The 25,468-nt window shown below is 71.3% G+C and carries 25 protein-coding genes and 1 pseudogene; 8 read left to right on the forward strand and 18 right to left on the reverse strand.

The window, feature by feature from the left end:
- Positions 1 to 91 precede the first annotated feature (91 nt).
- The 3 genes from ACIBJF_RS05370 to clpS all read right to left on the reverse strand — a co-directional run bounded on the left by ACIBJF_RS05370 (position 92) and on the right by clpS (position 2,790).
- Positions 92 to 1,525, reverse strand: coding sequence for an amino acid permease (locus ACIBJF_RS05370; protein WP_399172352.1), 1,434 nt, complete (start codon positions 1,523 to 1,525; stop codon positions 92 to 94).
- A 328-nt stretch (positions 1,526 to 1,853) separates the two neighbouring features.
- Positions 1,854 to 2,459 (reverse strand): DUF2017 domain-containing protein, encoded by a 606-nt coding sequence (locus tag ACIBJF_RS05375; RefSeq protein ID WP_399172353.1) that lies wholly within the window; start codon positions 2,457 to 2,459, stop codon positions 1,854 to 1,856.
- Between the two features lie 13 nt (positions 2,460 to 2,472).
- Complete coding sequence (gene clpS / locus ACIBJF_RS05380; RefSeq protein WP_351809912.1) at positions 2,473 to 2,790, reverse strand: ATP-dependent Clp protease adapter ClpS; 318 nt, start codon at positions 2,788 to 2,790, stop codon at positions 2,473 to 2,475.
- A 57-nt stretch (positions 2,791 to 2,847) separates the two neighbouring features.
- Between clpS and ACIBJF_RS05385 the strand changes: the two genes are divergently transcribed.
- Both ACIBJF_RS05385 and ACIBJF_RS05390 read left to right on the forward strand, forming a co-directional pair.
- Positions 2,848 to 4,194: a nicotinate phosphoribosyltransferase gene (locus ACIBJF_RS05385; RefSeq protein WP_399172354.1), complete on the forward strand. Its 1,347-nt coding sequence runs from the start codon at positions 2,848 to 2,850 to the stop codon at positions 4,192 to 4,194.
- A gap of 95 nt (positions 4,195 to 4,289) precedes the next feature.
- Positions 4,290 to 4,883, forward strand: a complete 594-nt coding sequence (locus ACIBJF_RS05390) for a nicotinamidase (RefSeq protein WP_399172356.1) — start codon at positions 4,290 to 4,292, stop codon at positions 4,881 to 4,883.
- Positions 4,884 to 5,027: 144 nt separating this feature from the next.
- Here the strand turns inward: ACIBJF_RS05390 and ACIBJF_RS05395 are convergent, their stop codons facing one another.
- Positions 5,028 to 5,351, reverse strand: coding sequence for a hypothetical protein (locus tag ACIBJF_RS05395; RefSeq protein ID WP_399172357.1), 324 nt, complete (start codon positions 5,349 to 5,351; stop codon positions 5,028 to 5,030).
- A gap of 121 nt (positions 5,352 to 5,472) precedes the next feature.
- Positions 5,473 to 7,794: an immune inhibitor A domain-containing protein gene (locus ACIBJF_RS05400; protein WP_399172359.1), complete on the reverse strand. Its 2,322-nt coding sequence runs from the start codon at positions 7,792 to 7,794 to the stop codon at positions 5,473 to 5,475.
- Positions 7,795 to 8,188: 394 nt separating this feature from the next.
- Between ACIBJF_RS05400 and ACIBJF_RS05405 the strand changes: the two genes are divergently transcribed.
- Positions 8,189 to 8,389, forward strand: a complete 201-nt coding sequence (locus ACIBJF_RS05405) for a hypothetical protein (protein ID WP_399172360.1) — start codon at positions 8,189 to 8,191, stop codon at positions 8,387 to 8,389.
- Positions 8,390 to 8,467: 78 nt separating this feature from the next.
- On the opposite strand, the gene ACIBJF_RS05410 is transcribed toward ACIBJF_RS05405, so the two are convergent.
- On the reverse strand, positions 8,468 to 9,235 hold the full coding sequence (locus tag ACIBJF_RS05410) for an RDD family protein (protein WP_399172361.1): 768 nt from the start codon (positions 9,233 to 9,235) through the stop codon (positions 8,468 to 8,470).
- 74 nt (positions 9,236 to 9,309) lie between these two features.
- Complete coding sequence (locus ACIBJF_RS05415) at positions 9,310 to 10,971, reverse strand: RDD family protein (protein WP_399172362.1); 1,662 nt, start codon at positions 10,969 to 10,971, stop codon at positions 9,310 to 9,312.
- A gap of 235 nt (positions 10,972 to 11,206) precedes the next feature.
- Here ACIBJF_RS05415 and ACIBJF_RS05420 point away from each other — a divergent pair, with 235 nt between their 5' ends.
- The gene (locus ACIBJF_RS05420; protein WP_399172363.1) at positions 11,207 to 11,620 is read left to right on the forward strand and encodes an SsgA family sporulation/cell division regulator; all 414 of its coding nucleotides are present in this window, start codon (positions 11,207 to 11,209) and stop codon (positions 11,618 to 11,620) included.
- A 17-nt stretch (positions 11,621 to 11,637) separates the two neighbouring features.
- Here the strand turns inward: ACIBJF_RS05420 and ACIBJF_RS05425 are convergent, their stop codons facing one another.
- The 5 genes and pseudogenes from ACIBJF_RS05425 to hppD all read right to left on the reverse strand — a co-directional run bounded on the left by ACIBJF_RS05425 (position 11,638) and on the right by hppD (position 16,110).
- Positions 11,638 to 13,044: an FAD-binding oxidoreductase gene (locus ACIBJF_RS05425; RefSeq protein ID WP_399172364.1), complete on the reverse strand. Its 1,407-nt coding sequence runs from the start codon at positions 13,042 to 13,044 to the stop codon at positions 11,638 to 11,640.
- Between the two features lie 67 nt (positions 13,045 to 13,111).
- A pseudogene (locus ACIBJF_RS05430) lies at positions 13,112 to 13,243 on the reverse strand (nitrile hydratase subunit alpha); the annotation flags it as partial.
- 67 nt (positions 13,244 to 13,310) lie between these two features.
- Entirely contained in the window at positions 13,311 to 14,531 is a 1,221-nt protein-coding gene (locus ACIBJF_RS05435; RefSeq protein ID WP_399172366.1) for an RNA-guided endonuclease InsQ/TnpB family protein, read from the reverse strand.
- A gap of 105 nt (positions 14,532 to 14,636) precedes the next feature.
- Entirely contained in the window at positions 14,637 to 14,930 is a 294-nt protein-coding gene (locus ACIBJF_RS05440; protein WP_399172368.1) for a hypothetical protein, read from the reverse strand.
- A gap of 34 nt (positions 14,931 to 14,964) precedes the next feature.
- Positions 14,965 to 16,110, reverse strand: a complete 1,146-nt coding sequence (gene hppD / locus ACIBJF_RS05445; protein ID WP_399172369.1) for a 4-hydroxyphenylpyruvate dioxygenase — start codon at positions 16,108 to 16,110, stop codon at positions 14,965 to 14,967.
- Between the two features lie 122 nt (positions 16,111 to 16,232).
- On the opposite strand from hppD, the gene ACIBJF_RS05450 reads away from it, so the two are divergent.
- From ACIBJF_RS05450 to ACIBJF_RS05460, 3 genes are read left to right on the forward strand one after another with little or no spacing between them, the layout of a single operon-like run.
- Positions 16,233 to 16,721, forward strand: coding sequence for an Lrp/AsnC family transcriptional regulator (locus ACIBJF_RS05450; protein WP_351809167.1), 489 nt, complete (start codon positions 16,233 to 16,235; stop codon positions 16,719 to 16,721).
- Positions 16,722 to 16,770: 49 nt separating this feature from the next.
- Entirely contained in the window at positions 16,771 to 17,358 is a 588-nt protein-coding gene (locus ACIBJF_RS05455; protein WP_399172372.1) for an ArsR/SmtB family transcription factor, read from the forward strand.
- Between the two features lie 11 nt (positions 17,359 to 17,369).
- Complete coding sequence (locus ACIBJF_RS05460) at positions 17,370 to 17,552, forward strand: hypothetical protein (RefSeq protein ID WP_399172373.1); 183 nt, start codon at positions 17,370 to 17,372, stop codon at positions 17,550 to 17,552.
- 29 nt (positions 17,553 to 17,581) lie between these two features.
- Here ACIBJF_RS05460 and ACIBJF_RS05465 read toward each other — a convergent pair whose 3' ends face one another.
- The 3 genes from ACIBJF_RS05465 to ACIBJF_RS05475 are packed head-to-tail and all read right to left on the reverse strand — an operon-like array spanning position 17,582 to position 20,297.
- Positions 17,582 to 18,373, reverse strand: a complete 792-nt coding sequence (locus ACIBJF_RS05465; RefSeq protein WP_399172374.1) for a S16 family serine protease — start codon at positions 18,371 to 18,373, stop codon at positions 17,582 to 17,584.
- 32 nt (positions 18,374 to 18,405) lie between these two features.
- Positions 18,406 to 19,515 (reverse strand): o-succinylbenzoate synthase, encoded by a 1,110-nt coding sequence (menC, locus tag ACIBJF_RS05470; RefSeq protein ID WP_399172375.1) that lies wholly within the window; start codon positions 19,513 to 19,515, stop codon positions 18,406 to 18,408.
- The gene (locus ACIBJF_RS05475; RefSeq protein WP_399172376.1) at positions 19,512 to 20,297 is read right to left on the reverse strand and encodes a chorismate synthase; all 786 of its coding nucleotides are present in this window, start codon (positions 20,295 to 20,297) and stop codon (positions 19,512 to 19,514) included. Before ACIBJF_RS05475 ends, menC begins: the two co-directional genes overlap by 4 nt.
- 101 nt (positions 20,298 to 20,398) lie before the next feature.
- Between ACIBJF_RS05475 and ACIBJF_RS05480 the strand changes: the two genes are divergently transcribed.
- A complete protein-coding gene (locus ACIBJF_RS05480) occupies positions 20,399 to 21,952 on the forward strand; it encodes a PucR family transcriptional regulator (RefSeq protein WP_399172377.1) in 1,554 nt (517 codons plus the stop codon).
- Here ACIBJF_RS05480 and dapE read toward each other — a convergent pair.
- From dapE to ACIBJF_RS05495, 3 genes are all read right to left on the reverse strand, one after another.
- Positions 21,933 to 22,988 carry a succinyl-diaminopimelate desuccinylase gene (dapE, locus tag ACIBJF_RS05485; protein WP_399172379.1) on the reverse strand — a complete coding sequence of 352 codons (1,056 nt, stop codon included), beginning with the start codon at positions 22,986 to 22,988 and terminating at the stop codon, positions 21,933 to 21,935. The genes ACIBJF_RS05480 and dapE overlap by 20 nt on opposite strands.
- Positions 22,985 to 24,451: an amino acid permease gene (locus tag ACIBJF_RS05490; RefSeq protein WP_399172380.1), complete on the reverse strand. Its 1,467-nt coding sequence runs from the start codon at positions 24,449 to 24,451 to the stop codon at positions 22,985 to 22,987. Before ACIBJF_RS05490 ends, dapE begins: the two co-directional genes overlap by 4 nt.
- A 317-nt stretch (positions 24,452 to 24,768) precedes the next feature.
- Positions 24,769 to 25,410 carry a helix-turn-helix domain-containing protein gene (locus ACIBJF_RS05495; protein ID WP_356309366.1) on the reverse strand — a complete coding sequence of 214 codons (642 nt, stop codon included), beginning with the start codon at positions 25,408 to 25,410 and terminating at the stop codon, positions 24,769 to 24,771.
- Positions 25,411 to 25,468: the final 58 nt, after the last annotated feature.

Raw genomic sequence — 25,468 nt, forward strand, 5'->3', positions numbered from 1 at the left:
AACGGCCCATATGCCGGACGTCCTGAGCGGCAGCCGCAGCGGGGCGCCACGAGAGCCCCGCGCGGCCGGACGTCCCTTCGGGGGATGGTCGTCAGCGCTTGCGGAAGGCCGCGGCCTCCGGGTTGCGGCGCTTGAGCACCCAGTAGGAGACGCCGAGGATCGCGGCCCACAGCGGAGCACAGTAAAGCGACACCCGGGCGTCCTTGTCGATGCCCATGAGCACGATCACCATCAGGATGAACGCCAGCGCGAAGACGCTCGTGTACGGCGCCCCCGGCGCGCGGAACTCACTCTGCGGCAGCAGCCCGCGGTTCGCCTTCGCCCGGTAGCGGAGCTGGCAGACCAGAATGACGATCCAGGCCCACATGCCGGAGATGGTCGCGAAGGAGACGACGTAGTCGAACGCCTTGCCCGGCCACTGGTAGTTGATCCAGACACCGACCAGCATCAGCGCGGCGGAGAACGTCGTGCCGACCAGCGGGGTACCGCTGCGCGTCAGCTTGGTGAAGAACTTCGGGCCCTGGCTGTTGAGCGCCAGATCCCGCAGCATGCGGCCGGTGGAGTACATGCCGGAATTGCAGGAGGACAGCGCGGCCGTGAGGACGACGAAGTTCACGATGCCGGCGCCGGCGGCTAGGCCCATCTTCTGGAAGGCGGCCACGAACGGGCTCACACCCGGGTGGAAGTTCGTCCACGGCACGACCGACAGGATCATGATCAGCGCGCCGACGTAGAAGACGGCGATGCGCCACGGCACGGTGTTGATCGCCTTGGGCAGCACCGTCTTGGGGTCCTTGGACTCGCCCGCGGTGACGCCGACCAGCTCGACGGCGAGGAAGGCGAACATAACCATCTGCAGGGTCATCAGCGTGTTGCCGACGCCGTGCGGGAAGAAGCCGCCGTCGTTCCACAGGTGGCTGACGGACGCGGTGTCGCCCGCGTCGGAGAAGCCGATCGTCAGGATGCCGGCGCAGATCAGGATCATGCCGATGATCGCGGTGACCTTGACCATGGAGAACCAGAACTCCAGCTCACCGAAGAGCTTCACGGAGATCAGGTTGGCGCCGTACAGCACGATCGTGAAGATCAGGGCCGAGACCCACTGCGGGATGTCGAACCAGTACGTCATGTAGGCGGCCGCGGCCGTGACCTCGGTGATGCCGGTGACCACCCAGAACAGCCAGTACGTCCAGCCGGTGACGAAGCCCGCGAAGGGGCCGATGAACTCGCGCGCGTACTCCGAGAACGAACCCGACACCGGGCGGTACATCAGCAGCTCGCCGAGCGCCCGCATGATCAGGAAGATGACGAGGCCCGCGACGGCGTAGGCCAGGATGAGACTGGGTCCGGCCTTGGAAATGCCCTTGCCCGCGCCGAGGAACAGGCCGGTGCCGATGGCACCGCCGATGGCGATCATCTGGATCTGCCGGGACCCGAGCCCGCGCTGGTATCCCTCGCCGCTCTCGCCGTCGGCCGGCGCGGCGTCCTTGCCGTCGCGATGCTGGTCGACCTGCGCTGAGGTCATGTGTGGTGCGCCTTTCTCCATGCCGATCCGGACCTTTCGTCGGCCTCGGATCGGGTTTCGATCCCCCCGGATTGCTGGAGCTGTTGCCTGGCCGACGGTCGTCGGCTCGGTGGCGCACCCGGCCGGACATGGGTGGTGTCAGCCGGGCGGTCGTGAAGATTTATCACGGCCGCAATATTGATCAAAGGAACGCGATGTGGCGCATCACACAGGGAAAAGGGCACAAAGAGTGCCCGAATGCGGCAAACCAGGCCGCAACGGTGACGGCATCGTTATCCGGATTTGAGCGTCCGCTGAGCGAACACCCGTGCACTGGAAATGTCCCGGATTACGCCATAAGTGTGTTGACCAGGGTCTCCTGGAGCCCGCCGAGCCACAGATAGGCCATGACCATCGGCTTGCGCGGGTCCTCGTCCGGGAGCCGGTAGAGCAGGTCGGTGTCGTCCTCGTCGATGATCTCCAGCCGGGTGCCGATCGCGAGCCGCAGGTCGTTGAGCGCGCCGAGCCACTGCCGGGACTCCCCCGCCGCGAGCTTCAGCACCGCCCCGCCCTCGTCCACCGGGGCGAGCGCGTCCAAGGCGCGGATCACCGCGAGCGCGTTCTCGCGCTTGCCGGCGCGCAGGTCGTTCTCGGTGTAGCGGCGGAACTCGGCGGAGTGGGCCTGCCGCTCCTCGGCCTCGGCGGGCGAGTCCGGGGCCTGCTCTGGGTCGCTGTAGGCGTCCGGGAAGAGCCTTCTGAGCACCGGATCGGCGGGCGGCTCGCTCGGGCCCTCCGCGAAGAGCTCGGCGAGCGGGTCCTTCGGGGCGTCCGCGCCCGGCCCGGGGCCGATGAGCTCCAGGAGCTGGACGGCCAGCGACCGGATGATGGAGATCTCGATCTCGTCGAGCGCGACGGCCGCGCCGCCGCCGGGGAGCGGTTCGAAGTGTCCGGGCATGTAAATGGGTTCGCTACTTCCGGTCTTGCTGCAGGGTGGCCCACAGACCGTAGCCGTGCATCGCCTGCACGTCGCGCTCCATCTCCTCGCGAGTCCCGCTGGAGACGACCGCCCGGCCCTTGTGGTGGACGTCGAGCATGAGCTTGGTGGCTTTGTCCTTCGAGTACCCGAAGTACGACTGGAAGACGTACGTCACATAGCTCATGAGGTTGACCGGGTCGTTGTGCACGATCGTGACCCAGGGGACGTCGGGCTCGGGTACGGCGAAGACCTCCTCCGCCGACTCTGTGCGTTCGATCTCTAGGGGCGCGGGTGACGTCACATTGCCCATGCTGCCACGCGGCCCGGAAATCGTCACACCGACGAGAAGGGAGTAGGATCGGTTGCCATGAACACAGCGGACCTTGGGCTGCCGGTGGATGTTCCCTCGACGGCGCTCTTCACGGACCAGTACGAGCTGACGATGCTGCAGGCCGCTCTCAAGGCCGGTACGGCCGAACGGCGGAGCGTGTTCGAGGTCTTCACCCGGCGGCTGCCGGACGGGCGCCGCTACGGCGTGGTGGCGGGCACCGGGCGTGTCCTGGACGCGGTGGAGAACTTCCGCTTCGACACCGACGTGCTGGGCTTCCTGCGCGAGCGGAAGATCGTCGACGAGGACACCCTGAAGTGGCTCGCCGACTACCGCTTCAGCGGGGACATCTGGGGCTACCCCGAGGGCGAGGTCTACTTCCCCGGCTCGCCGATCATGCGCGTCGAGGGCACCTTCGCCGAGTGCGTGCTGCTGGAGACGGTGATCCTCTCCATCCTCAACCACGACTCCGCGATCGCCGCGGCGGCCTCCCGGATGGCCTCCGCCGCCGGGCAGCGCCCGCTGATCGAGATGGGCGCCCGCCGCACCCACGAGCTGGCGGCGGTCGCCGCCGCGCGCGCCGCGTACGTCGGCGGCTTCGCGACCACCTCCGACCTCGCGGCCGGCTTCCGCTACGGCATCCCGACGGTCGGCACCTCGGCCCACGCCTTCACCCTGCTCCACGACCACGAGCGGGACGCCTTCCAGGCCCAGGTCGCCACCCTCGGCCGGGGCACCACGCTGCTCGTGGACACCTACGACGTCGCCGAGGCCGTCCGTACGGCGGTAGAGGTGGCCGGCCCCGAGCTGGGCGCGGTCCGCATCGACTCCGGCGACCTGCTGCTCGTGGCGCACCGGGTGCGGCAGCAGCTGGACGAGCTGGGCGCGCGGAACACGAAGATCGTCGTCACCTCCGACCTGGACGAGTACGCGATCGCCTCACTGGCCGCCGCCCCCGTGGACGCCTACGGCGTCGGCACCCAGCTGGTCACCGGCTCCGGCCACCCGACCTGCTCCATGGTCTACAAGCTGGTCGCCCGCGCCGAGTCCGGCGACCCGAAGGCGCCGCTGGTGCCGGTCGCGAAGAAGTCCAGCGGCGGCAAGACCTCCGTCGGGGGCCGCAAGTGGGCGGCGCGCCGGCTGGACGAGGACGGGGTGGCCGAGGCCGAGGTCGTGGGCACCGGCCAGGTGCCGGCGGAGCTCGCCGAGCGCCGGCTCCTCGTGCAGCTGATCAAGGGCGGTGACGTCGTCGCCCGGGAACCCCTGGACGTGCCGCGCGAGCGCCACATCGCCGCGCGGGCGAACCTCCCCCTGTCGGCGACCCAGCTCTCCCGGGGGGAACCCGTCCTTCCGACGGAGTACGTCCAAGGGCGCTCGGGTAGCTAAAGCGGGACCGCCGTCCGCCCGCCCACGCCCCCTCCCCTACGGGCCCGTAACTCTCTAGGCTCAGTTACTTAAACCTCAGTCGAAGGACACCCACCATGCGCCGCGCCTTGATCGTCGTAGATGTGCAGAACGACTTCTGCGAGGGGGGCAGCCTCGCGGTCGCGGGCGGCGCGGACGTGGCCGCCGCGATCACCGAGCTGATCGGCCAGGCGGCGGGCTCCGGCTACCGCCATGTGGTCGCCACCCGGGACCACCACATCGCGCCCGGCGGCCACTTCGCCGACAACCCCGACTTCGTCCGCTCCTGGCCCGCGCACTGCGTCGCGGGCACGGAGGGGGTGGGCTTCCACCCCAACTTCGCCCCCGCCGTCGCCTCCGGCGCGGTCGACGCGGTCTTCTCCAAGGGGGAGTACTCGGCGGCCTACAGCGGCTTCGAGGGCAAGGAGGAGAACGGCACGCCGCTGGCCGACTGGCTCCGCGCCCGCCACATCGACGAGGTCGACGTGGTCGGCATAGCCACGGACCACTGCGTACGCGCCACCGCGCTGGATGCGGCGAGAGAGGGCTTCCGGACCCAGGTCCTGCTGGACCTGACGGCGGGGGTCGCTCCGGAGACGACGGAGCGGGCCCTGGAGGAGCTCCGAGAGGCGGCCGTGGAGCTGACGGGCAAGCCGGTGGTCAGTGGCTGACGGTCACCGACCACCGCCGACCTGCAAAGCAGCGCCCCGAAGGGGCGCGGGGCCGTATCGACATGCGGCTTCGCCGCGTGGGCGCGACCAGCCACAACACACCCGCAACCGCCCACGCAGCGCCACCGCCCCCCACAGCCGGCGTCACCCCTGCTGAACCGCCGGAGGTCTCAGCAGCGCCCGGATGGGGTGCCACAGCTCGTTCACGATGACACCGGTGTCCGTGGGGGCCGTGCGCCATATCAGGCCGTCCGGGTGGTGCAGCACGGCCGTGATCTCGTCCGGTGTCGGAGGCGCCGCGTTCCCCCGGAGGTAGATCGCGCGGAACCCCAGGTTGCGGAGCCTGGTCAGGGCCCGGGCCCGGTTCTGGGCGTGCACCAGTACCCGCACCCCGGCGGAGCCGTAGGGCAGGTTCAGTGCCACCACGACCGTGCCGTTCGGCAGCTTGCAGAAGCCTCCAGCGGCCATGCGGTCACATCCCCGTTTCGGTCGGTGTCAATAAGCGGTCCACAGGACGCACCTAAACACGATCGGCGGCGACCCGCCAAGGGGTTGCCGCCGATATGCGTCTGACCTGCGGAAACGCTGACTACTTCACCGCGGGACCGATCTTGAGCAAGATCGTCGAGCCGTCCTTGGCCTCCTTGACGATCGCGATCTTGGTGTTGGTGTCAGTGACCTTCACGCCACCGGTGGGGTTCGCCGGGTCGTAGTAGGTGCTCGTGTGGTCGTTGAAGACCGGCACCCCCTTCGACGCCTTGATCACCGTCGCGGCGTCCGCCTTGTGCAGCGTGATGCCGTCCGTGCCGTACAGGCTGAACGGGGAGTCGTACGCCTGCATGCGGTTGCGCATCAGCGTGCCGTCGGTCCACTTCAGCGCCTTCGGGTGCGAGTCGATCGGCAGGATCAGACCGGTACCCGGGTGGCTGTTGGTGCTGTTGGTGTTGTTGTCGGCCTGGGAGGTGTCCCACTTCCAGATCAACAGGCCGTTCTGGTACGGGTAGTGCTCCACCCAGTCCGGAGGGGTCGTCGAGAAGCCGAAGTTGTACGGGCCGGTCTTCAGGGTCTTGTCGTACGACACGTACTGCCGGTTCTCGGCGACGTAGTACTGCTTGTAGTCCTTGGTGAAGGACGCGCCGATCCGCGAGAAGCCGTTCGCGGTCCAAGCGGCGTCCGCGGCCTCCGCGTTGTCCGAGAAGACGGGGGCGCCGTCGGCGGTCACGGTGATCGCGTCGGCCGTGAAGCCGTTCTCCGCGACACCGCCGTCAGTGGCGTAACGGAAGCGCAGGCCGATCTTCTTGCCCGCGTAGGCGTCGAGCGAGTACGACAGCTTCTTGTGGCTCTGCGAGAAGCCGGTGAGCGCCGGGTTGCCGCTGCCGTCACGCGGGATGGCCTGGCCGTCCGCCGTGCCTTCCAGGGCGGTCCAGTTGGCGCCGCCGTCGGTCGACACCTCGGCGTACAGGTAGTCGTAGCCGTCCTCGATGGCCCACCAGCCGTCCAGGTCCAGCTTCGCCGAGGACTTTCCGGTCAGGTCCACGGGCCGGGTCAGCGTGTTCTTCAGGTCGTTGCCGCTGCCGCTCCACCACTGGGTCGAACCCTCGGCGGGCTGGGTGATCGTGGTGGTGACCGCCTTGTCCGGCAGGGTGACCACGAGGGCCTGCTTGTCCCAGGCGTTGTACTCGGCGACACCCGGCTTGTGCGTGGACTGCGTGCCGGCCTTGGCGGTGTCGTAGTCGAGCCAGCCGAGCTGCAGCTTGTCCCAGGCGTTCATGTCGCCCGGCAGGTCGCCGATGGACTCCCTGCCGGTGCCCAGCCAGGAACCGGAGGACATCAAGGTCCAGAAACCCGTGGAATTGTCGCCGCCGGCGGTGTCGTACTCGTCGGGCAGACCGAGGTCGTGACCGTACTCGTGGGCGAAGACGCCGAGGCCGCCGTTCTCCGGCTGGATGGTGTAGTCGCCGACCCAGACGCCGGTGTCGCCGACCTGGGCGCCGCCGAGCTTGTTGCCGGCGGGCCCGGTGGCGCCCGCGTCGGTGCCGAAGGCGTACCAGCGGTGGGCCCAGATCGCGTCGGTGCCCTGGGCGCCGCCGCCCGCGGACTCGTCCTCACCGGCGTGCACGATCTGGAGGTGGTCGACATAGCCGTCGGGCTCGTTGAAGTTACCGTCGCCGTCGTGGTCGTAGCGGTCCCACTGGTCGTACTGGGCGAGGTCCTTCTTGATGTCGGCGTCGGTCCGCCCGGCCGCCTTCGCTTGCGCGACCCAGGCGTTCAGACCGTCGCTGACGACGTTCCACACGCTCGGGCAGTTGGTCTGACCGCAGGCGTTGTTGCTGCCGTAACGGGCCTCGTTGTAGGGGACCTTGACCCAGTCCGTGATCTCACCGGAGACCGAGTAGCGGCCCGAGGACTGCTTCTCGTAGTACTTCTTCAGCGACTCGGTCTTCTTGCCGGTGCCGAAGTAGAGGTCCTGGTAGTGCTTCTGGCCGTAGTCCTTCTGCCAGGCCGTGGAGTTGTCCTTCTTGCGGTCCGGCGCGGCGATGGTGTTGTGCAGCGGGCCCGCGGTGCCGCCGTACTTGGGGTCGGTCTTGTCCCCGAACTCCACCAGGATGGTGAAGATCTTGTCGGACTTCTCGCGGCTCAGCTCGACGTACTTGCTCTTGCCCTTGCGGCTCTTGAGCGCCACGACCTTGGAGCCGCCCCGCTCCTGCGCCTTGACCTTCCCCGATATGAGCTGGTTCAGCGCCTCCCGGCGCTGGGCCTCCTGGGTCTTGCTGAGCGGGCCGTCGAGGTCGTGTGCCCGCTGCCGCACCGGGGCCGGGTCGTGCCGGTTGACGGCCGCCGACCGGGTCTGGGTGCTCGCCTCCGCGACGGCGAGGGTGGCGAACGTCGCGGAGGCCGCCGCGAGGCTCACACCGATCGCGGCCGCTCTGAACGTTCAGGATCTGCCGGTCACTTGAGTTCCTCCCCTGCGTCTGTTAGGCGCATGCCAAGTGACGTCATTTGGCTAGAGGTTTGGAAGAAAAACAGGTCTTGACTTGTTCTGGCCAAATCCACTAGGTGCAGCCGACGTTCGCTTTACGAACCTGCTGGCGTCCTATGACTCCACCCCATGACTCCGTGCGCCCCCCGTGCACCTGTACCGTGGGTTAGGTCACGCTTACCAGGTGTCCGGCTCGGGCATGCACGCGAAGAGAGTCGAACGGCACGCCCCCGACACCCCCCCGAAGAATCCCCCGAAGACTTCCGAGGACACGATTGCCATGCCTCGTCCGACTGCCGCACAGCTCGTTTACGGTTCGTGCACCGTGATCTTCTCGACGCTCGCCATGCTGCTGCTGTCCCAGACGAGTTCGGGCCTCGGGGTCACCGTCATCGCCCTCGCGGCGCTGGCCCTCGGGCTGCTCGTGGCGATGACGGTGCCGCTGCCGAAGGTCCGTACGACCGAGGTACCGGCCGAAACCGCCGAGCCCGCATCCCAGGAGCAGCCGGTGTCCACGGCCTTGTGAACTGTGCCCACACGAAAAGCGGCGGGCCCGTGATCCCACGGGCCCGCCGCTTTCGTACGGGCACCCCTGCCGCTTGGCTCAGCCGGTGCTGACCACCACCGTCTTGGCCGCCTTGTCGTGCAGCCCCTGCTTGTAGGGCTTGTCGAAGTAGCTCCAGCCGCCGCAGATCGCCGTCCAGATGGGGCCACAGCAGAAGGCGAACACCACCCACAGCAGAAGGGCGCGGATCAGGTTGGTCTGCATCGAGGGCGTGGCGCCGTTGTCCAGGTTCGCCACCCTCATGTTGAACCACTTCTTGCCGAGGGTCTGGCCGTACTTGGTCATCATGAACGTGTCGTACGCGACGTACAGCACGGCCGCGATGAAGGACTGTCCCACGGACTTGGCGGCCTCGACGTGACCGCTGTTGACCTGGTACTGACGTACTCCGAACGCCCAGGTGAGCAGCCAGACGACGATCCCGACGAGGATCATGTCGATGATCCGCGCGAGGGTCCGTCTGCCGCTACCGGCGAGCGGGGGCATACCGGCGAGCGGGTCGGCGGGGTAATCGCCGGTGCCGTAGGGGCCGCCTCCGTAGGGTCCGCCGCCATAGGGAGGGGGCTGCTCTCCGCCGTACGGGGGCGGTGGCTGGTTGCCGTACGGCGGCGGTGGCTCGCCGCTCCCGTACGGGGGTGGCTGGCCGCCGCCCGGGGGCTGCCCGCCACCGGGCGGCGGGGGCTGCTGGGCACCGCCGGACGGAGTACCGTACGGCGAGCCCGACCCCTGGTCCGACGGGGGCCGCTTCCTGAACGGGTCGTCCTCGGGGGGCTGCTCTCCGGAGCCGGGGGGCGGTTCACTGCTCATGGCCCGAGTGGACCGCGAACGCCCCGGCTCCGCATCCGGCGGACGGCCGTACGGGGTACGGCCGCGCCCCGCGCTCAGCCCGCGACGAAGGTGTGCGCCGCCTTGTCGTGCCAGCACTGGTGCCAGGGCCGGTCGAACAGGCACCACAGCACGCCCAGGATCCCGATGCCGAGCAGGCCGGGCACGCTGTAGACCAGCCAGCGGCGCAGCGCAGCGCCGAAGGCCGGGGGCTCGTGCGCCTCGATGTCCCGCACCTCCAGACCGAGCAGCTTCTTGCCGAGGGTGCGGCCCCATCTGGCGGTCGGCAGCACCTCGTACCCGACGCCGGCGAGCAGCAGGACGGCGAGCACGATGCCGAGGCTGGTGGCGGTCGTGCCGTCGAGCAGCCAGACGGTGACCTCGCGGCCGGACAGCCTGGCCGCGTCGATCTTCTGCTGGACGTGGTCGAGGGCCTTGGTGCCGAGCGGTACGGCGGCGACGGCCGTCACGGCGCCCACGACCACGGTGTCGATCAGCCGGGCCGCGAACCGCTTGCTCAGTCCGGCGGGGCGGGCGGCGGCCTGGCGGCGCGCGGCCGCCTGGAAGGGGTCCTCCACCGGCGGCTTCCACGGCGCCACCGGCTGCTCGTCCCCGCCGGCCAGCTGGTGCACCTGCTGCGCCCAGGACGCCTGGCCACCACCGGGCCCGCTGGTCACCGGGGTGGCCGGGGCACCGGCCTGCGCCGGCACCGAGGGCGCCACGGCCGCCTGGGCGGGCTGGGCCTGCGGTGCCTGCGCGGCAGCGGCGCGGGCGGCGGCCTTGCCGGCACCGAAGCCGGGGCCTGCGGCCGGGGAAGCGGCAGCGGGGTTCGAGGGGGATGCGGCGGAGGGCGGGGTGGGTGTGCCGACGGGACCCTGCGGCCCGAAGCCACCGGGCGCACCCGCGTCATGGCCGCCCTCACCCGCGCCGGAGGCGGACGCGCCGAAGCCCGGGCCCTGAGCCGGATCCTGCGCGCCGAAGCCGGTCCCCGTCCCGGCTCCAGCGGCGGCCTGCGGTGCGGGGCCCTGGGCCGCGCCGTGCGGGCCGAAGCCGGAGCCCGCCCCGGCTTCCGCGCCGGAAGTCTGGGGGCCGGACGCGGGCTGGGCGCCCCGCCGGCCCTGTCCGGGTACCGGGCGGAACGTCATCGTGCCGTCGTCCTGGACCGCCGCGGGCCCTGGGACCGGCCGGCGGAAGAGGAAGGTGCCGCCCGGGTTCTGGTCCTCGCCCTCCCCCGGCCCGCCGTCGGGGCGGCCGGCCTGGCCCGCCGGCCGGGCCGGGCTCTCCGCGGGCACCCGCGGGTCGGCACCCCAGGCGGTCCGCCCGTCGCCGGGCCCGTGACCACCGGCGCCCGGGCCCGCCTGCCCCGCCGTGCCCTGGTCGCCGTACCCGGCGTGTCCCGCACCGCTTCGGCCGTCGGCACCCCAGGCGCCGGACCCGCCGTGGCCGTCGGGCGCCCAGGTGCCGGGGCCGTCATGGCCGGAGGGCGCCGGCTGCGGGTCCTCGTCGAAGAAGTGGGGGCCCGTCTCCTCCACGGCCGAAGGCGCGGCGCGGACACCGGGCAGCGCGACGAGCGGTTCGCCGTCCTTCGGCGCCGGGCGGCTGGTGCCGGGCACCCAGGAGGCGCCGTTCCAGTACCGGACGTATCCGGGAATGGACGGGTCCGGGTAGTAGCCCTCGCGGGGCCTGTCGTCACCTGGGGCCGGGGTTGGGGCGCTCATGTCCGTCGTCCCGTATCTGCTCGGGGGTGGGATGGGGGCCTCCACATCTATCAGACCGCGGCAGCCCGCAGCGCCAGTCCCGCAGGACCCACCCCTTTCCGGGCAATGCCGCACCCCGCTCTCACACGTCCGCGAAAAAAAATTCCCCCGACCCGCGTAATGGCCCGGCCGCTGCCCCCTCTCCCCCGGTGCGGGCCCGTTCCGAGCGGCCCCGAGCGGAAAGGACACGCAGGTCATGGAACACACCGTGGTGGAGCGGGAGCTGGAACTGCGGCTCATCCTGTCGCCGGAGCGCGGCATCCCGGTGCCGGCCCGGCTGAGCTACCGCTCCGACGATCCGTACGCCGTCCACATCACCTTCCACATCAACTCCCCGTCCCCGGTCGACTGGACGTTCGCCCGCGAGCTGCTGGTGGAGGGCGTGTTCCGGCCGTGCGGGCAGGGCGACGTGCGGGTGTGGCCGACGAACGCGGAGGGGCGCGGTGTCGTGCTGATGGCACTGAGCTCCCCGGACGGGGACGCGCTGCTTCAAGCGCCCGTCCCGCAGGTGTCGGCCTGGCTGGAGCGGACGTTGCGGGCCGTGCCCTCGGGGACGGAGGGCGGGCAGCTGGGCATCGACGACGCGCTCGACCAGCTGCTCGCCCGGTGAGCGACCCTGTCGAGGGCTCAGAGGACCTTGCCCGGGTTGAGGATGTTCAGCGGGTCGAAGGCCTGCTTCACGGCGCGCTGCATCTCGACCCCGACCGGGCCGATCTCCCGGGCCAGCCACTCCTTCTTCAGCATCCCGACGCCGTGTTCGCCGGTGATGGTGCCGCCGAGCTCCAGGCCGAGGGCCATGATCTCGTCGAAGGACTCCCGAGCCCGCCGAGACTCGGCCGCGTCCGCCGCGTCGAAGCAGACGGTGGGGTGGGTGTTGCCGTCGCCGGCGTGGGCGCAGACGCCGATGGTCAGGCCGTACTTGGCGGCGATCCGCTCGACGCCCTCCAGCATCGCGCCGAGCCGCGAGCGGGGTACGCACACGTCGTCGATCATCGTCGTGCCCTTGACCGCCTCCAGCGCGGTCAGCGAGAGCCGCCGCGCCTTCAGCAGCATCTCGGACTCGGCCGCGTCCTCGGCCGGGACCACCTCGGTGGCGCCGGCGGCCTCGCACAGCGCGCCGACGGCGGCGAGGTCGGCGGCCGGGTCCGGGGTGTCGAAGGCGGCCAGCAGCAGCGCCTCGGTGGTCTCCGGCAGGCCCATGTGGGCGAGATCGTTGACCGCCTTGACGGTCGTACGGTCCATCAGTTCGAGGAGGGACGGGACGTGACCGCCCTCCATGATCCGGCAGACGGCGTCGCAGGCGGCGGCCGCGGAGGGGAACTCAGCGGCCAGCACCAGCTGCTGCGGCGGCTTGGGCTTGAGCGCGAGCACCGCCCGGACGACGATGCCGAGCGAGCCCTCGGAGCCGACGAACAGACGCGTGAGGTCGTAACCGGCGACACCCTTCGCGGTACGGCGGCCGGTGGACATCAGGCGGCCGTCGGCCAGCACCACGTCCAAGCCGAGGACGTACTCGGCCGTGACCCCGTACTTCACGCAGCACAGGCCGCCGGACCCGGTACCGATGTTGCCGCCGATGGTGCACATCTCCCAGCTGGAGGGGTCCGGCGGGTAGTACAGGCCGTGTTCCTCGACCGCGCGGGACAGGGTCGCGTTGATCACGCCGGGTTCGACCACGGCGATCCGGTCGACGGGGCTGATCTCCAGGATGCGGTCCATCTTGGTGAGGGACAGCACGATGCAGCCGTCGGTGGCGTTGGCGGCGCCGGACAGTCCACTGCGGGCGCCCTGCGGGACCACCGGGACGCGCAGTTCGGTGGCGGTGCGCATGACGTGCTGGACCTGCTCGACGGTGCGCGGCAGGACGACGACGGCCGGGGTGCCGGCCGGGCAGAAGCTCGCCATGTCGTTGGCGTAGGAGGCCGTGACGTCGGCGTCGGTGAGGACCGCCTCGGCCGGCAGGCCCGAAAGGAGCCGGTCGGTGAGGTTGCCCTGGGCCTCGTCGGGTGCGGCTTGGATACGGCTCATGATCACAGCGTCGCACCATGGGCCATCGCCTGTGAACCCCGTCGACCGTCTCCCTCCGGCCCGCCGGCCGGGTTCAGAGCGCGGCGGTCCCGATGAGGGCGTTGCGGGTGACCAGCACCGCCAGCTGTTCCTCGCTCAGCCCTTCGGTGTCCCCGGACCGTCTCGGCAGCACCATGTAGCGCGTCTCCGCGCTGGAGTCCCATACGTTGAAGGCTCCCCTCCCTGAAGGGAGTGGATTGGTCACCCTCCAGGGCTGAGCGGGGATTTACGGCTCAGGCCGCCGCCGGAGCCGGCGGCTCGGGTGGTCTTACGCCCTCGGCACCGTCCGGGTTCCAACCTGCCCGGACCAGCATCACACGGGCAAAGTTCTTGTCCCTGGGGGACACCGCTCCACACACGGTGCAGGCATACGTTCTCATCGACAGAGGCAGTGCGTGCTTGGTTCTCGCTCCGCACGTGGCACAGTCCATCGTGGTGTGCGCCGGGTGCACGAGACGGACCTCCCGCCCGTGCTTGCGGCCCATCTCGCACAGGGCACGCTTCGTCGCGGCGATGGCGGCATCGGCCGCCTTGCGGGCCATGGTGGTCTTCGCCAGGAACCTCGGCCTGAAGTCCTCCACCGCAACCCCGTCGTGGCCGCGCACCACCCGCTTGGCCCACTTGCGGCCGGTGTCCTCCCGCTGCCTCGCCACCTTCTTGTGCAGCTTCGCCGCCTGCGCCTGCGCCTGCCGGTAGCCGGCGGATGCGGGCTGTCCCTTGGGAGGCCGGCGCCGGGCCATCATCCGCTGATACCTCGCCAGCCGCTGCGCGGCCCGCCTGCCGTGCTCGGCATGCGGCAGATCGTAGGCGTCGTCGGTGGTGGTGGCGGTCTCCTTCACACCCCAGTCCACCCCGAGCACGCGCCCCGTGGCGGCGAGCGGTTCACTCCGCGCGGCAACGACGAAGGACACATACCAATGCCCGAGCGTGTCCTGGAACACCCGCACACTCGACGGGTCGGCCGGAAGGTCCCGCGACCACACCACCCTCAGCACGACCTGGCCCGCAAGGTGCAGGCGGCCGTCCCTGAGGCGGAAACCGCGCCTGGTGTAGTTGAGGCTGGGCCGCGCCTCCCGCTTCTTCTTCCACCTGGGCATCCCGGCCCGCCGGTGCATCGGCAACCGGTCCTTGATGTCCTTCAGCGCCTTCGCCCTCGACCTGGCGAAGTCCCGTATCGCCTGCTGCTGCGGCACGCTCGCGCCCTCAGCCAGCCATGGCGTCGCCCTGCGTGCCTCGGTCAGCATCCTGTCCAACTGCCCCGGACCGCAGGTCACCTTCTCGCCCGTCGCCCGGCTCTGCGCGTGGACCTGCTGGGACTTCGCGACGCACTCATTCCAGATCCAGCGGCAGCGATCCCACTCGGCTTCGAGCCGGCGCCTGGCCGTGTTCGACAGGCGCACACGGAAGGTGTACCGGGCATGCTCGGTGTCCTTCGTGGTCGCCTCTGCCGTCATGCATCCGAACCTACCCGAGCGGACTGACAGTTGAGCTCTTGATCATTGCGGGCGGCATCACCGCCGTGCGGGGCGGGGCGCCGGATCGCCCTGACGGCGATCCGGCTATCCCTGCCCCGCTCCGCAGGAGTCCGATTCCTCCCCGGCCCGAAGGCCGGGGCATCCCCGGAGGAACCCGGTGAACCACCGCTCGTAGTAGGAGCTGGTCAGGTACCGGGCGGGCGGGATCGACTCGATGGCGTCCCGGAACTCGTCGAGATAGAAGAGCCCCTCCGCGCGCAGGGCGAGCAGGAGGCCGGCGACCCTCGCCTCCCAGTCCGTGTGGAAGGGCTCGGGATCGTCGGTGGTGTCGATGGCGCCGAAGCCGACCGTGCCGCCCACGTCGTTGATCCTGGCCATGCCGTGAGCCTACGTCCGCCTCGGCGCCCTCGCCTCACAGATTGCCGCGGCGCTCCTGCTCCCGCTCGATCGCCTCGAACAGGGCCTTGAAGTTGCCCTTGCCGAAGCCCATCGAGCCGTGCCGCTCGATGATCTCGAAGAAGACCGTCGGCTTGTCCTGGACCGGCTTGGTGAAGATCTGCAGCAGGTAGCCGTCCTCGTCGCGGTCGGCGAGGATCTTCAGTTCGCGCAGGGTCTCGATCGGCACCCGCGTGTCGCCGACCCACTCGCCGAGAGTGTCGTAGTACGAGTCGGGGGTGTCGAGGAACTCGACGCCGGCCGCGCGCATGGTGCGGACGGTCTGCACGATGTCGCCCGTGTTCAGCGCGATGTGCTGGACGCCGGCGCCGCCGTAGAACTCCAGGTACTCGTCGATCTGGGACTTCTTCTTGGCGATCGCGGGCTCGTTGATCGGGAACTTCACCTTGAGGGTGCCGTCCGCGACGACCTTCGACATCAGCGCGCTGTACTCGGTGGCGATGTCGTCGCCCACGAACTCCTTCATGTTCGTGAAGCCCATGACCTTGTTGTAGAACCCGACCCACTCGTTCATCCGGCCGAGTTCCACGTTGCCGACGCAGTGGTCGATGGCCTGGAAGGTGCGCTGGGCGGGCGGTTCGACGATCGGCTTCGCGGCGACGTAACCGGGCAGGTAGGGGCCGTCGTAGCCGGAGCGGTCGACCAGGGTGTGGCGGGTCTCGCCGTAGGTGGCGATCGCGGCGAGGACGACGGTGCCGTGCTCGTCCTTCACCTCGTACGGTTCGACGACCGAGCGGGCGCCGTGCTCGACGGCGTAGGCGTGCGCGGCGCGGGCGTCCGGGACCTCGATGGCCAGGTCGATGACGCCGTCGCCGTGCTCGGCCACGTGCCGGGCGAGGAAGTGACCCCAGTCGGTGCTCGGCTTGATCACCGAGGTGAACACGAAGCGGGCGGAGCCGTTCTCCAGGACGTAACTGGCGGTCTCGCGGCTGCCGTTCTCCGGTCCGGAGTAGGCGACCAGCTGCATGCCGAAGGCGGTGGAGTAGTAGTGCGCCGCCTGCTTGGCGTTGCCCACGGCGAAGACGACCGCGTCCATTCCCTTGACCGGGAAGGGGTCGGCCTGCCGGGCGGTGTCGGGAGTGTGGTGAGTGGTCTGCGTCATAGCGGAAGCGTGGACCCGCCCTGCAAGGTGCGCAATAGTTTCCGTGTTCACTGGGCAATCTGCTCAGCGATACGGCCATATCGGCGGTCTTTCTGTACAGGATGCCCATCCCTGGAGGTGCCGTGGCGATCGATCATCTGGACGGGCGGATCATCGTGCTGCTCGCGCGCGAGCCGCGCATCGGGGTGCTGGAGATGTCCCGGCGGCTCGGGGTCGCCCGGGGCACGGTGCAGGCGCGCCTGGACCGGCTGCAGTCCAGCGGGGTCATCCGGGGGTTCGGCCCGCAGGTGGATCCCGCGGCCCTCGGCTACCCGGTGACGGCCTTCGCCACGCTGCAGATCCGGCAGGGCCAGGGTCCCGACGTCCGGGCCCACTTGGCGACCGTGCCGGAGGTGCTGGAACTGCTGACCACCACCGGCAGCGGAGACATGCTGTGCCGCCTGGTGGCCCGCTCCAACGCCGACCTCCAGCGGGTGATCGACCGCGTCGTCGGCTTCGAGGGCATCGTCCGCGCCTCCACGGCGATCGTCATGGAGAACCCGGTTCCGCTGCGGATCATCCCGCTGGTGGAACAGGCCGCCGGGGAGGACGGGGACTTGCAGAGAAGTTGATGCAAAAGACGCGTTGCAAAGGTCTCTTTGCATAGCTATCTTTGTACGCATGACGGAGGAACCGCAGGAGCGCAAGGTCCGCCAACTGGACGCCCGTTCACTCAGAGGACTGGCCCACCCGCTGCGGATGCAGCTGCTGGACGCCCTGCGGCACCACGGTCCGGCCACCGCCTCCCAACTGGGCGAACGGCTCGGCGAGTCCAGCGGCGCGACCAGCTACCACCTGCGTCAGCTCGCCGCCCACGGCTTCGTCGAGGACGCACCGGAGCACGGCAAGGGCCGGGAGCGGTGGTGGAGGGCAGTGGACCAGGGGCTCGCCTTCCACTCCGAGGATTTCAGGCAAGCCGGCCCCGAGGTCCGGGGCATGGCCGACATGTACCTCCACGAGGTCGCGAACACCCACGCCCGTGAACTGTCCACCTGGCTCAGCACCCGGGACCGCTGGTCCGAGGAGTGGTCCCGCGCCTCCGACATGAGCAACGCGACGCTACGGCTCACGCCCGAGCTGGCCGCCGAACTCGTCCAGAGGATGCACGCCCTGATCGACGACTACCGGGACCGCGTCCCCGGCAAGGACACCCCGGACTCCGGGCAAGTACGCGTCCACACGCACCTGTTCCCCATCGAGACGGACTGAAAGGGCACGCCATGTACTTCCGGACCCAGCTCGACCTCGCCCAGCAGCACGCCGCCGATCTCCGCGCCCAGGCCGACGCCCACCGGCTCGCCACCGCGGCGAAGCCGCCCGTCGAACTGCGCGCCCGCGTCGGCTGGACCCTCGTAGAGGTCGGCCTGCGCCTCGCGGCCGCCCCGAAGCCGGTGGTCGCCTAGATGGTGGTCGCCTAGACAAGGACAGGCCCTCAGCAGCTCGGTACCGAGCCCTTCCCCTTCTCCAGCGCCTCCAGGGAGTCCACGGCGCTCTTCAGCGTGGTGACCGGGATCAGGCGCAGTCCCTTGGGCAGTTCCGCCTTGGCGTCGGTGCACTCGGCCTTCGGGACCAGGAAGATCGTGGCGCCGTCACGCCGGGCGGCCTGGGTCTTCAGGGCCACCCCGCCGACCGCGCCGACCCTGCCGGAGGCGTCGATCGTGCCCGTACCGGCGACGGTGCGGCCGCCGGTGAGGTCGCCGCCGCTGCCGTCGCCGTGCAGCTTGTCGATGATCCCCAGGGTGAACAGCAGGCCCGCGCTCGGTCCGCCCACGTCGGCGAGCTTCAGCGTGACCTCGACCTTGTCGGCGCTCAGCCCCAGGTACTTCAGCGCCGCCTGGGTCGCCGCGTCCTGGGACTGCTTCATCTGCGCCTCGTTGTGCTGCTCGATCTCCTTGACGTTCTCGCCGCTCGGGTAGACCGCGTCGCGGGGCATCACGGCCCGGTCGGTGCGGAACCAGTTGCCGATCACGTCTGCGAGGGTCACCGTGGCGTCCGGACCGGTCGCCTCGATCGTGACCATCCGCAGCTGCCCGCTGGTGCGCCGGACCGGGGCGCCCGAGACGGTGATCACCTGGCTGCCCTTGTTCTCGCCGAGCACGTTCGCCGTCATCCCGGGCTGCGCCACCGAGAACGGCAGCGGCGCGAACGCCGCCGTGGCCAGCAGGGCCGCGACGGGCACGGCGCAGACGGCTACGGCCTGGGGACGCGTGAGACGTGAGAGCACGGGATCAATCTAACGTGACCACCAGCCGTGCCTTATGCCGCGTACAGGTCCCGCCGGCCCCGGGTGAAGCGGCGCAGGGCCTCCGGAAGGGGCTCGACGCCGATTCCGGGTGCGGTCGGGACCGGCAGGTGGCCGTCCTGGAGTACGAACGGCTCGGTGATGTCCTCGGCGAAGTAGCGGGAGGACGCGGAGGTGTCCCCGGGGAGCGTGCAGCCGGGCAGGGCGGCCAGGGCGAGGTTGGGGGCGCGTCCGATGCCCGTCTCCAGCATGCCGCCGCACCACACCGGGACCCCGTGCGCGTGCGCCACGTCGTGGACCCGGCGGGCCTCCAGGTAGCCGCCGACCCGGGCGGGCTTGACGTTCACCACCCGGCAGGCGTCCATCGCGATCGCGGCGGCGGTGTCGGAGGCGTGGTGCAGGGACTCGTCCAGGCAGACGGGGGTGCGCAGGCGCTGCTGCAGCTGGGCGTGGGCGTGCAGGTTGTTCTCCTGCAGCGGCTCCTCGATCAGCAGCAGCCCGAACTCGTCCAGGCGCCGCAGCCGCTCGGCGTCCGCCAGGGTGTACGCGGTGTTGGCGTCCACCTGCAGGGGCAGTGCCTCGCCGAAGCGGTCGCGGACCGCCCGTACCGGCTCCACGTCCCAGCCCGGCTCGATCTTCAGCTTGATGCGGACGTATCCCTCGGCGAGGTAGCGCTCGACGTCGTCCAGCAGCTCCGGCACCGAGTTCTTGATGCCGACCGACACCCCGGCGGGCACCCGGTCCCGCACCGCGCCGAGATACACGGCCAGCGGCATGCCGTACGTGCGCAGCTCGGCGTCCAGCAGGGCCGTCTCCAGGGCCGCCTTCGCCAGCTCGTGGCCCTTGATCTTCGCCACGGCCGGGGCGAGGGCGGCGGCCGTGACCTCGCCCAGCGCCGCCACGCGCGGGATCAGGAAGTCGCGCAGCACGATCTCGGCGCCGGCCACGAACTCCGAGCAGTACAGCGGCTCGGGGTCGGCGGCGAACTCCGACCAGCCCTCGGCGGAGTCGGTGACGACGTGCAGGAGGAAGGTGTCCTTCGTCGTCATCGTCCCGAAGGACGTACGGAACGGGGTGACCAGCGGGATCGCCACGTGGACGATCTCGACGCGCTCCAGTTTCACGCGGCCTCCTCCACGGGGGTCCCCCCGCTCGAGCGCAGCCGAGAGTGGGGGAGGGTCAGCGTGTACCAGCCGTCGCGGGACATCCCGGTGGCCCGGAACCCCTCCCCGAAGGCCGTCAGCAGCACCTCGCGCACCGCGTGCCGCCAGCGCAGCGCGAGTGCCGGGTCGGCGGCGCGCAGCTTGACGATGTCTTCGGGCACCCGGCACCAGATGTGCCGCTCGTCGCGGCGGGTGAGGGGGTCGCCGTCGGGGGCGGTGGCGATGACCGGTCCGCGGGGTGCGATGTCGTACGACGCCGGTGGCGCGCCCAGGTCCCAGGTGACCGTCAGCCGGTCGCTCTCGTCGCCGTCGTTCACGCCGTCGGTCATCGGGCCGTAGAAGTCGACCAGGTACTCCGTGCCGGTGGCGCCCAGCTTGGCCAGGTTGAAGCGGGCGTTGCGGCCGACCAGCGGGTCGAAGGTCCAGCGCATGGTGCGGGCGCCCAGACCGAGGGCCCAGTCGCGCTGGGCCAGCTTCACGGCGTGCCCGAGCCCCCGGTCCGCGGCGGCCACCAGCGAGTAGGTGCCGCGGTCGGCGCCGAGGACGGCGACGGACGCGCCGGCCAGCCGCTGCCCGTCGTACGCGGCGTGCACCGCGCCGCCGGCGTGCACCAGGCTGTGCAGCACCTCGGCCGGGTAGGGCGGGGCGGTGCGGGGTGTCTGCCAGACGTCGCTGAAGTAGCCGGCCACGGCCGCGAGGGAGGCGACGTCGTGGACGGTACGGAGGGTGACTCCTGCTGTCATGGCACGAGTCTCGAAGGAGCTGGCTCCGTGTGTGTTGTGCGAGCGGCCAACGCTCGCGTACGTTCGTTGCACCATCCGCCAATAGCCCGCTGGGGACCCTCATGGACGCCTGCACCCTCGGTGACCTCCTGGACGTCGTCGGCGGCCCCGCCCTGCGCCTGCACACGACCCCCGCCGGGCAGGCCGTCCCGGTGACCGAGGCGGTGCTCCACGACGGCCGCACCCCGCTCCCCCGGCAGCCCGGCGCGCTGCTGCTCGCGGTCGGTGTCCCGGCGGCGGAGTCCGGGCCGCTGCTGCGGGCGGCGGCCGAGGCCGGGCTGACCGGGGTGGTGGTGCGCGGTGCGGACGGCCCGGTCGCGGCGGCGGAGGCGTACGGCGTGGCCCTGCTGTCGGTCGCCGAGGACGCCGCCTGGCACCACGTCCATCTGCTGCTGGCCTCGGCCATCGCCGCCCGGCCCACCGCCGCCGCCCCCGACAGCGGGCTCGGCGACCTGTTCGCGCTGGCCGACGCGATCGCGACGGCGACCGGCGGGGCCACGGCCGTCGAGGACCCACGGCAGCGGATCCTCGCCTACTCCACCGTCCCCGGGCAGCCGGTGGACGAGGACCGCCGGCAGGGCATCCTCGGCCGGCAGGTTCCGGCCAGCGCGGAGAACACCGAGCAGTACCGCCGCCTGTTCGCCGCCGACCGCCCGCTGAGGCTGCCCGCGCTGTCCGCCGGCGACCTGCCCCGCCTGGCGATGCCGGTACGGGCCGGCGGGGAGACGCTCGGCTCGGTGTGGGTGGTCGACGGCGGCTCGCTCACCCCGGACGCCGAGGACACCCTCGCCCAGGGCGCGTCCACGGCCGCCCTGCTCCTGCTGCGGGCACGCGCGGCCCGGGAACTGGCCCGGCACCGGGGCAGCGAGCTGCTGCGCCGACTGCTGGACGGCACGGCGGTGGATGCGGCGACGGCAGCCGAGCGGCTGGGCCTGGCCGGTCTCGCCCGGGTGGCGGCCTTCGTGCTGGACTCGACGGCCGGCGTCCCGGACACCGAGCGCACCGCGCTGCGCCTGCTGGACGTCGTACGGCTGCAGTGCGAGGCGCGTTACGGGCGGCACGCGGGCGTGCTGGTGGACGGGGTGGTGTACGCGGTGCTGCCCGGTTCCGGCGAGCGGCACAAGAAGCTGGCCGAGGACATCGTGGCGCGGGCCGGGCAGGCGCTGCGGGTGCCGGTGCGGGCGGCGCTCGGCGAGGTGGTGCCGGACGCGGCGGGGCTGGCGGACTCCCGGGCGGACGCCGACCTGGTGCTGCGGGTGCTGGACGGGGGGCTGCCGGTGGCCTGCGTGGACGAGGTACGGGCCCGCGTCACCCTGCTGCGGCTGACCGAAGTGATGGGCGAGCGGCGGGAGTTGAACGCGGGCGCCTGGCGGCGGGTGCTGGCGTACGACGCCGCGCACGGCACGGAGTACGCCCGCACGCTGGTCTGCTGGTTCGACGCGGGCTGCGACATGGCGGGCGCGGCGAAGCTCCTCGCCGTGCACCCCAACACCTGCCGCTACCGCCTGAGGCAGCTCCAGCAGCACGCCGGGGTCGACCTGGACGACCCCGACGAACGGCTGGTGCTCTGGCTCCAGTTGCGGGCGCTGGCGGGCCTCAGCTCAGCCACGCCCTGAGCCGCTCCTCACATGTGCGCAGGTGCGCCACGGGCACGTACTCCCCCGCCGTGTGGGCGAGGGAGGGGTCCCCGGGGCCGTAGTTGAGCGCGGGCACGCCCAGCGCGGCGAACCGGGCGACGTCCGTCCAGCCGAGCTTGGGTCGCGGCTCGGCGCCGAGCGCGGCGACGAGGCCGCCGACCCGGTCCAGATGCGGCAGGGCACCGCCGACGATCTCGGTGACGCGCACCTCGTACTCCGGGAAGAGCGCGCGCACGTACGCCTCGGCTTCTTCCGGTGAACGGCTGGGCGCGAAGCGGCAGTTGACGGTGACGACGCACTCGTCGGGTACGACGTTCCCGGCGACCCCGGCCCGTACGGCGACGGCACTGAGCCCTTCGCGGTACTCCAGTCCGTCGACGAGGACCCGCTCGGGCCGGTGTGCGTCGAGCCGTCGCAGGACCAGGCCGGCCTTGTGGGCGGCGTTGACCCCCTGCCAGGCGCGGGCGGTGTGGGCGCGGGCGCCCCTGACCACGATGTCGGCGGTGAGGATGCCCTGGCAGCCGGCCTCCACACCCGCGTCGGAGGGCTCCATGAGGATGGCGAGTTGGGCGTCGGCCAGCAGGTCCGGCCGCTCGGCGCCGATCCGGGCGAGCCCGTTGCGGTCCCCTTCCACCTCCTCGCACTCGTAGAAGACGTACGTGAGGTCGCGGACGGGCTCCGCGACGGTGGCGGCCAGCCGAAGGGCCACGGCCACGCCGCCCTTCATGTCGCAGGCGCCGAGCCCGTGCACACGCTCGCCGGCGAGCCGGGAGGGCAGGTTCCCGGCGGCCGGGACCGTGTCCAGGTGCCCGGCGATCAGGGCGCGTTCACCGCGTCCGAGGCGGGTGCGGGCGACGAGGGAGTTGCCGACCCGGTCGACGGTGAGATGGGGCAGGGCGCGCAGGGCGGTGTGCACGGCGTCGGCGATCCGTGCCTCCTGCCCGCTCTCGGAGGGCAGGTCGACGAGGGCACGGGTGAGTGTGACGACGTCGGCGGTGAGGTCGAGGCGGGTCATGCGGAGTCTTCCCGGAGGGCCTGATCGAGGTTGAGCTTGGAGTGCCGGACGCCGTAGAGGCCGTAGACGACGAGCCCGGCCGCCATCCAGGCCCCGAAGGCGATCCAGGTGTCGGTGCCCAGGCTGCCCAGCATGTAGACGCAGAAGCCGACGCCGAGCAGGGGCGTGACGGGCGAGAACGGCACCCGGAAGGAGCGCGGGGTGTCGGGGCTGCGCCGGCGCAGCAGCACCACCGCGACGTTGACCAGCATGAACGCGAAGAGCGTGCCGATGCTGGTGGCGTCGGCGAGGCTGCCGAGCGGGACGAGGGCGGCGAGGACGGCGATGAACGCCGACACGATCACGGTGTTGGCGCGGGGCACACCGGTGCGCGGGTGCACCTTGGCGAACAGGGGCGGCACGAGCCCGTCCCGGGCCATCGCGAAGAGGATGCGGATCTGCCCGTACTGCACGGTGAGCACCACGCTGGTGGTGGCGACGACCGCGCCGACGGACAGCAGGATCGGCCACAGGTTCCCGCCGCCGACGGACCGTACGAGCACCTCGCTGAGCGTGGCCTCGGTCCCCGCGAACTGCTTCCACGGCATGGCGCCGAGCGCGGCGACGGCGACGAGCACGTACAGGGCGGTGACGAGGACGAGCGACAGGATGATGGCGCGCGGCAGGTCCCTTTGCGGGTTGCGTGCCTCCTCACCCGCGGTGGAGGCGGCGTCGAACCCGATGTAGGAGAAGAAGAGGGAGGCGGCTCCGGCGCTCATGCCGGCCGCGCCGAGCGGGAAGAGGGGGTGGAAGTTCCCGGCGCGGAAGGCGGTGAAGGCGACGGCGCAGAACAGCACGAGGGCGGCTATCTTGACGCCGACCATGACGGTGTTGGCGACGGCGCTCTCCTTGGCCCCGCGCAGCAGGACGACCATGGCGAGTACGACGATGAGGGCGGCGGGGATGTTGAGGGTCCCGCCGGCCCCCGGCGGCGCGCTGAGCGAGTCGGGCAGCGTGACGCCGAAGGTGAGCTGGAGCAACTCGTTGACGTACTGCCCCCAGCCCACGGCGACGGCGGCGACCGACACCCCGTACTCCAGGATCAGACACCAGCCGCACACCCAGGCGACCAGCTCGCCGAGGGTGGCGTAGGCGTAGCTGTAGGAGGATCCCGAGCCGGGGATCATGCCGGCCAGCTCGGCGTACGACAGCGCCGAGAACAGGGCGGTGACGCCGGCGACGACGAAGGAGACGACGATGGCGGGCCCCGCCTCCGGCACGGCCTGCCCCAGCACCACGAAGATCCCGGTACCGAGGGTGGCGCCCACGCTGAGCAGCGTCAGCTGGGCCACGCCCATGCTCCGCCTGAGCGGGCTGCCGGCGGCCTCCCCGACGAGCCGTTGCACCGGCTGGCGCCGGGTGAGCCGACGTGCGCCGCCCGCTTCTCGTGCCGTGGCCTCCGGCCGTGTACCCACTGTGTCCACCGCTGTTCCCTCCGCCTCGGGGTGTATGGCCCTTGATGATGCGGAGGGGGTGGGGCGGCGGGGTGTGCGGATCGGCCAAAGGTGCGGGTGGGTGGTTGGCCGGATGAGCAAAGGGGGGTGGGGTGGGGTGTGTGCCGGGTGCGGGTGCGTGGGGGCTCCCGCCCCTTCGGGGCGCTACTCGGCTGCGGGCAGTCGTGCCACTGGGGCGGCGCGGGTGGGCGCAGCGGCACCCCACGAGCGCGGGCGAGCGGAACCCACCCCGGCCGGCATCAGCGCAGGTCAGCCGATCGACGCAGGGCGATCGGGCAGGGTCGGCGTCAGCGCAGCGCCTCGGCGACCTCCTTCGCCGCCTCCACCACCCTCGGTCCCACCCGTTCCGGTACGGAGTCCGACAGCATGACGACGCCCACGCTGCCCTCGACGCCCGTGACGCCCACCAAAGGCGCCGCCGCCCCGCTCGCGCCGGCCTCCAGTTCGCCGTGGGTGAGGGTGTACCCGGGATCCGTGGATGGCGACTGCCGTGCGGCCAGGATCGCCTTGCCGGCCGCGCCCCGGTCCAGCGGATGCCGGAACCCGGCGCGGTACGCCACGTGATAGTCGGTCCACGTGGGTTCGACCACGGCGACGGCCAGTGCCTCCGTCCCGTCCACCAGCGTCAGATGCGCCGTGGCCCCGATGTCCTCGGCGAGCGACCGCAGCGCGGGCAGCGCGGCCTCCCGCACCAGCGGGTGCACCTGCCGGCCGAGCCGCAGCACCCCGAGCCCGACCCGGGCCCGTCCGCCCAAGTCCCGCCGTACCAGGGCGTGCTGTTCGAGCGTGGCGAGCAACCGGTACACCACGGTACGGTTCACGCCCAGCTTCGTGGACAACTCCGTGACGGTCAGCCCGTGGTCGGTGTCGGCCAGCAACTTGAGGACACGCAGTCCCCGGTCGAGCGTCTGAGAGGTCTCCGCGGTCACGACGCCCACTCCTTCGGCGGTGAGGTCGGCGGACCCCCTGAGCGGCGAATGCGTCGCC

It is taken from the genome of Streptomyces sp. NPDC050743 (assembly GCF_044456925.1).
Classification (GTDB): domain Bacteria; phylum Actinomycetota; class Actinomycetes; order Streptomycetales; family Streptomycetaceae; genus Streptomyces.

Excerpts from the sequence above, each read along its gene's own strand:
- ACIBJF_RS05370 (WP_399172352.1), bottom strand. The coding sequence starts at position 1,525 with ATGACCTCAGCGCAGGTCGACCAGCATCGCGACGGCAAGGACGCCGCG.
- ACIBJF_RS05375 (WP_399172353.1), bottom strand. The coding sequence starts at position 2,459 with ATGCCCGGACACTTCGAACCGCTCCCCGGCGGCGGCGCGGCCGTCGCG.
- clpS (WP_351809912.1), bottom strand. The coding sequence starts at position 2,790 with ATGGGCAATGTGACGTCACCCGCGCCCCTAGAGATCGAACGCACAGAG.
- ACIBJF_RS05385 (WP_399172354.1), top strand. The coding sequence starts at position 2,848 with ATGAACACAGCGGACCTTGGGCTGCCGGTGGATGTTCCCTCGACGGCG.
- ACIBJF_RS05390 (WP_399172356.1), top strand. The coding sequence starts at position 4,290 with ATGCGCCGCGCCTTGATCGTCGTAGATGTGCAGAACGACTTCTGCGAG.
- ACIBJF_RS05395 (WP_399172357.1), bottom strand. The coding sequence starts at position 5,351 with ATGGCCGCTGGAGGCTTCTGCAAGCTGCCGAACGGCACGGTCGTGGTG.
- ACIBJF_RS05410 (WP_399172361.1), bottom strand. The coding sequence starts at position 9,235 with ATGAGCAGTGAACCGCCCCCCGGCTCCGGAGAGCAGCCCCCCGAGGAC.
- ACIBJF_RS05415 (WP_399172362.1), bottom strand. The coding sequence starts at position 10,971 with ATGAGCGCCCCAACCCCGGCCCCAGGTGACGACAGGCCCCGCGAGGGC.
- ACIBJF_RS05420 (WP_399172363.1), top strand. The coding sequence starts at position 11,207 with ATGGAACACACCGTGGTGGAGCGGGAGCTGGAACTGCGGCTCATCCTG.
- ACIBJF_RS05435 (WP_399172366.1), bottom strand. The coding sequence starts at position 14,531 with ATGACGGCAGAGGCGACCACGAAGGACACCGAGCATGCCCGGTACACC.
- ACIBJF_RS05440 (WP_399172368.1), bottom strand. The coding sequence starts at position 14,930 with ATGGCCAGGATCAACGACGTGGGCGGCACGGTCGGCTTCGGCGCCATC.
- hppD (WP_399172369.1), bottom strand. The coding sequence starts at position 16,110 with ATGACGCAGACCACTCACCACACTCCCGACACCGCCCGGCAGGCCGAC.
- ACIBJF_RS05455 (WP_399172372.1), top strand. The coding sequence starts at position 16,771 with ATGACGGAGGAACCGCAGGAGCGCAAGGTCCGCCAACTGGACGCCCGT.
- ACIBJF_RS05460 (WP_399172373.1), top strand. The coding sequence starts at position 17,370 with ATGTACTTCCGGACCCAGCTCGACCTCGCCCAGCAGCACGCCGCCGAT.
- ACIBJF_RS05475 (WP_399172376.1), bottom strand. The coding sequence starts at position 20,297 with ATGACAGCAGGAGTCACCCTCCGTACCGTCCACGACGTCGCCTCCCTC.
- ACIBJF_RS05480 (WP_399172377.1), top strand. The coding sequence starts at position 20,399 with ATGGACGCCTGCACCCTCGGTGACCTCCTGGACGTCGTCGGCGGCCCC.
- dapE (WP_399172379.1), bottom strand. The coding sequence starts at position 22,988 with ATGACCCGCCTCGACCTCACCGCCGACGTCGTCACACTCACCCGTGCC.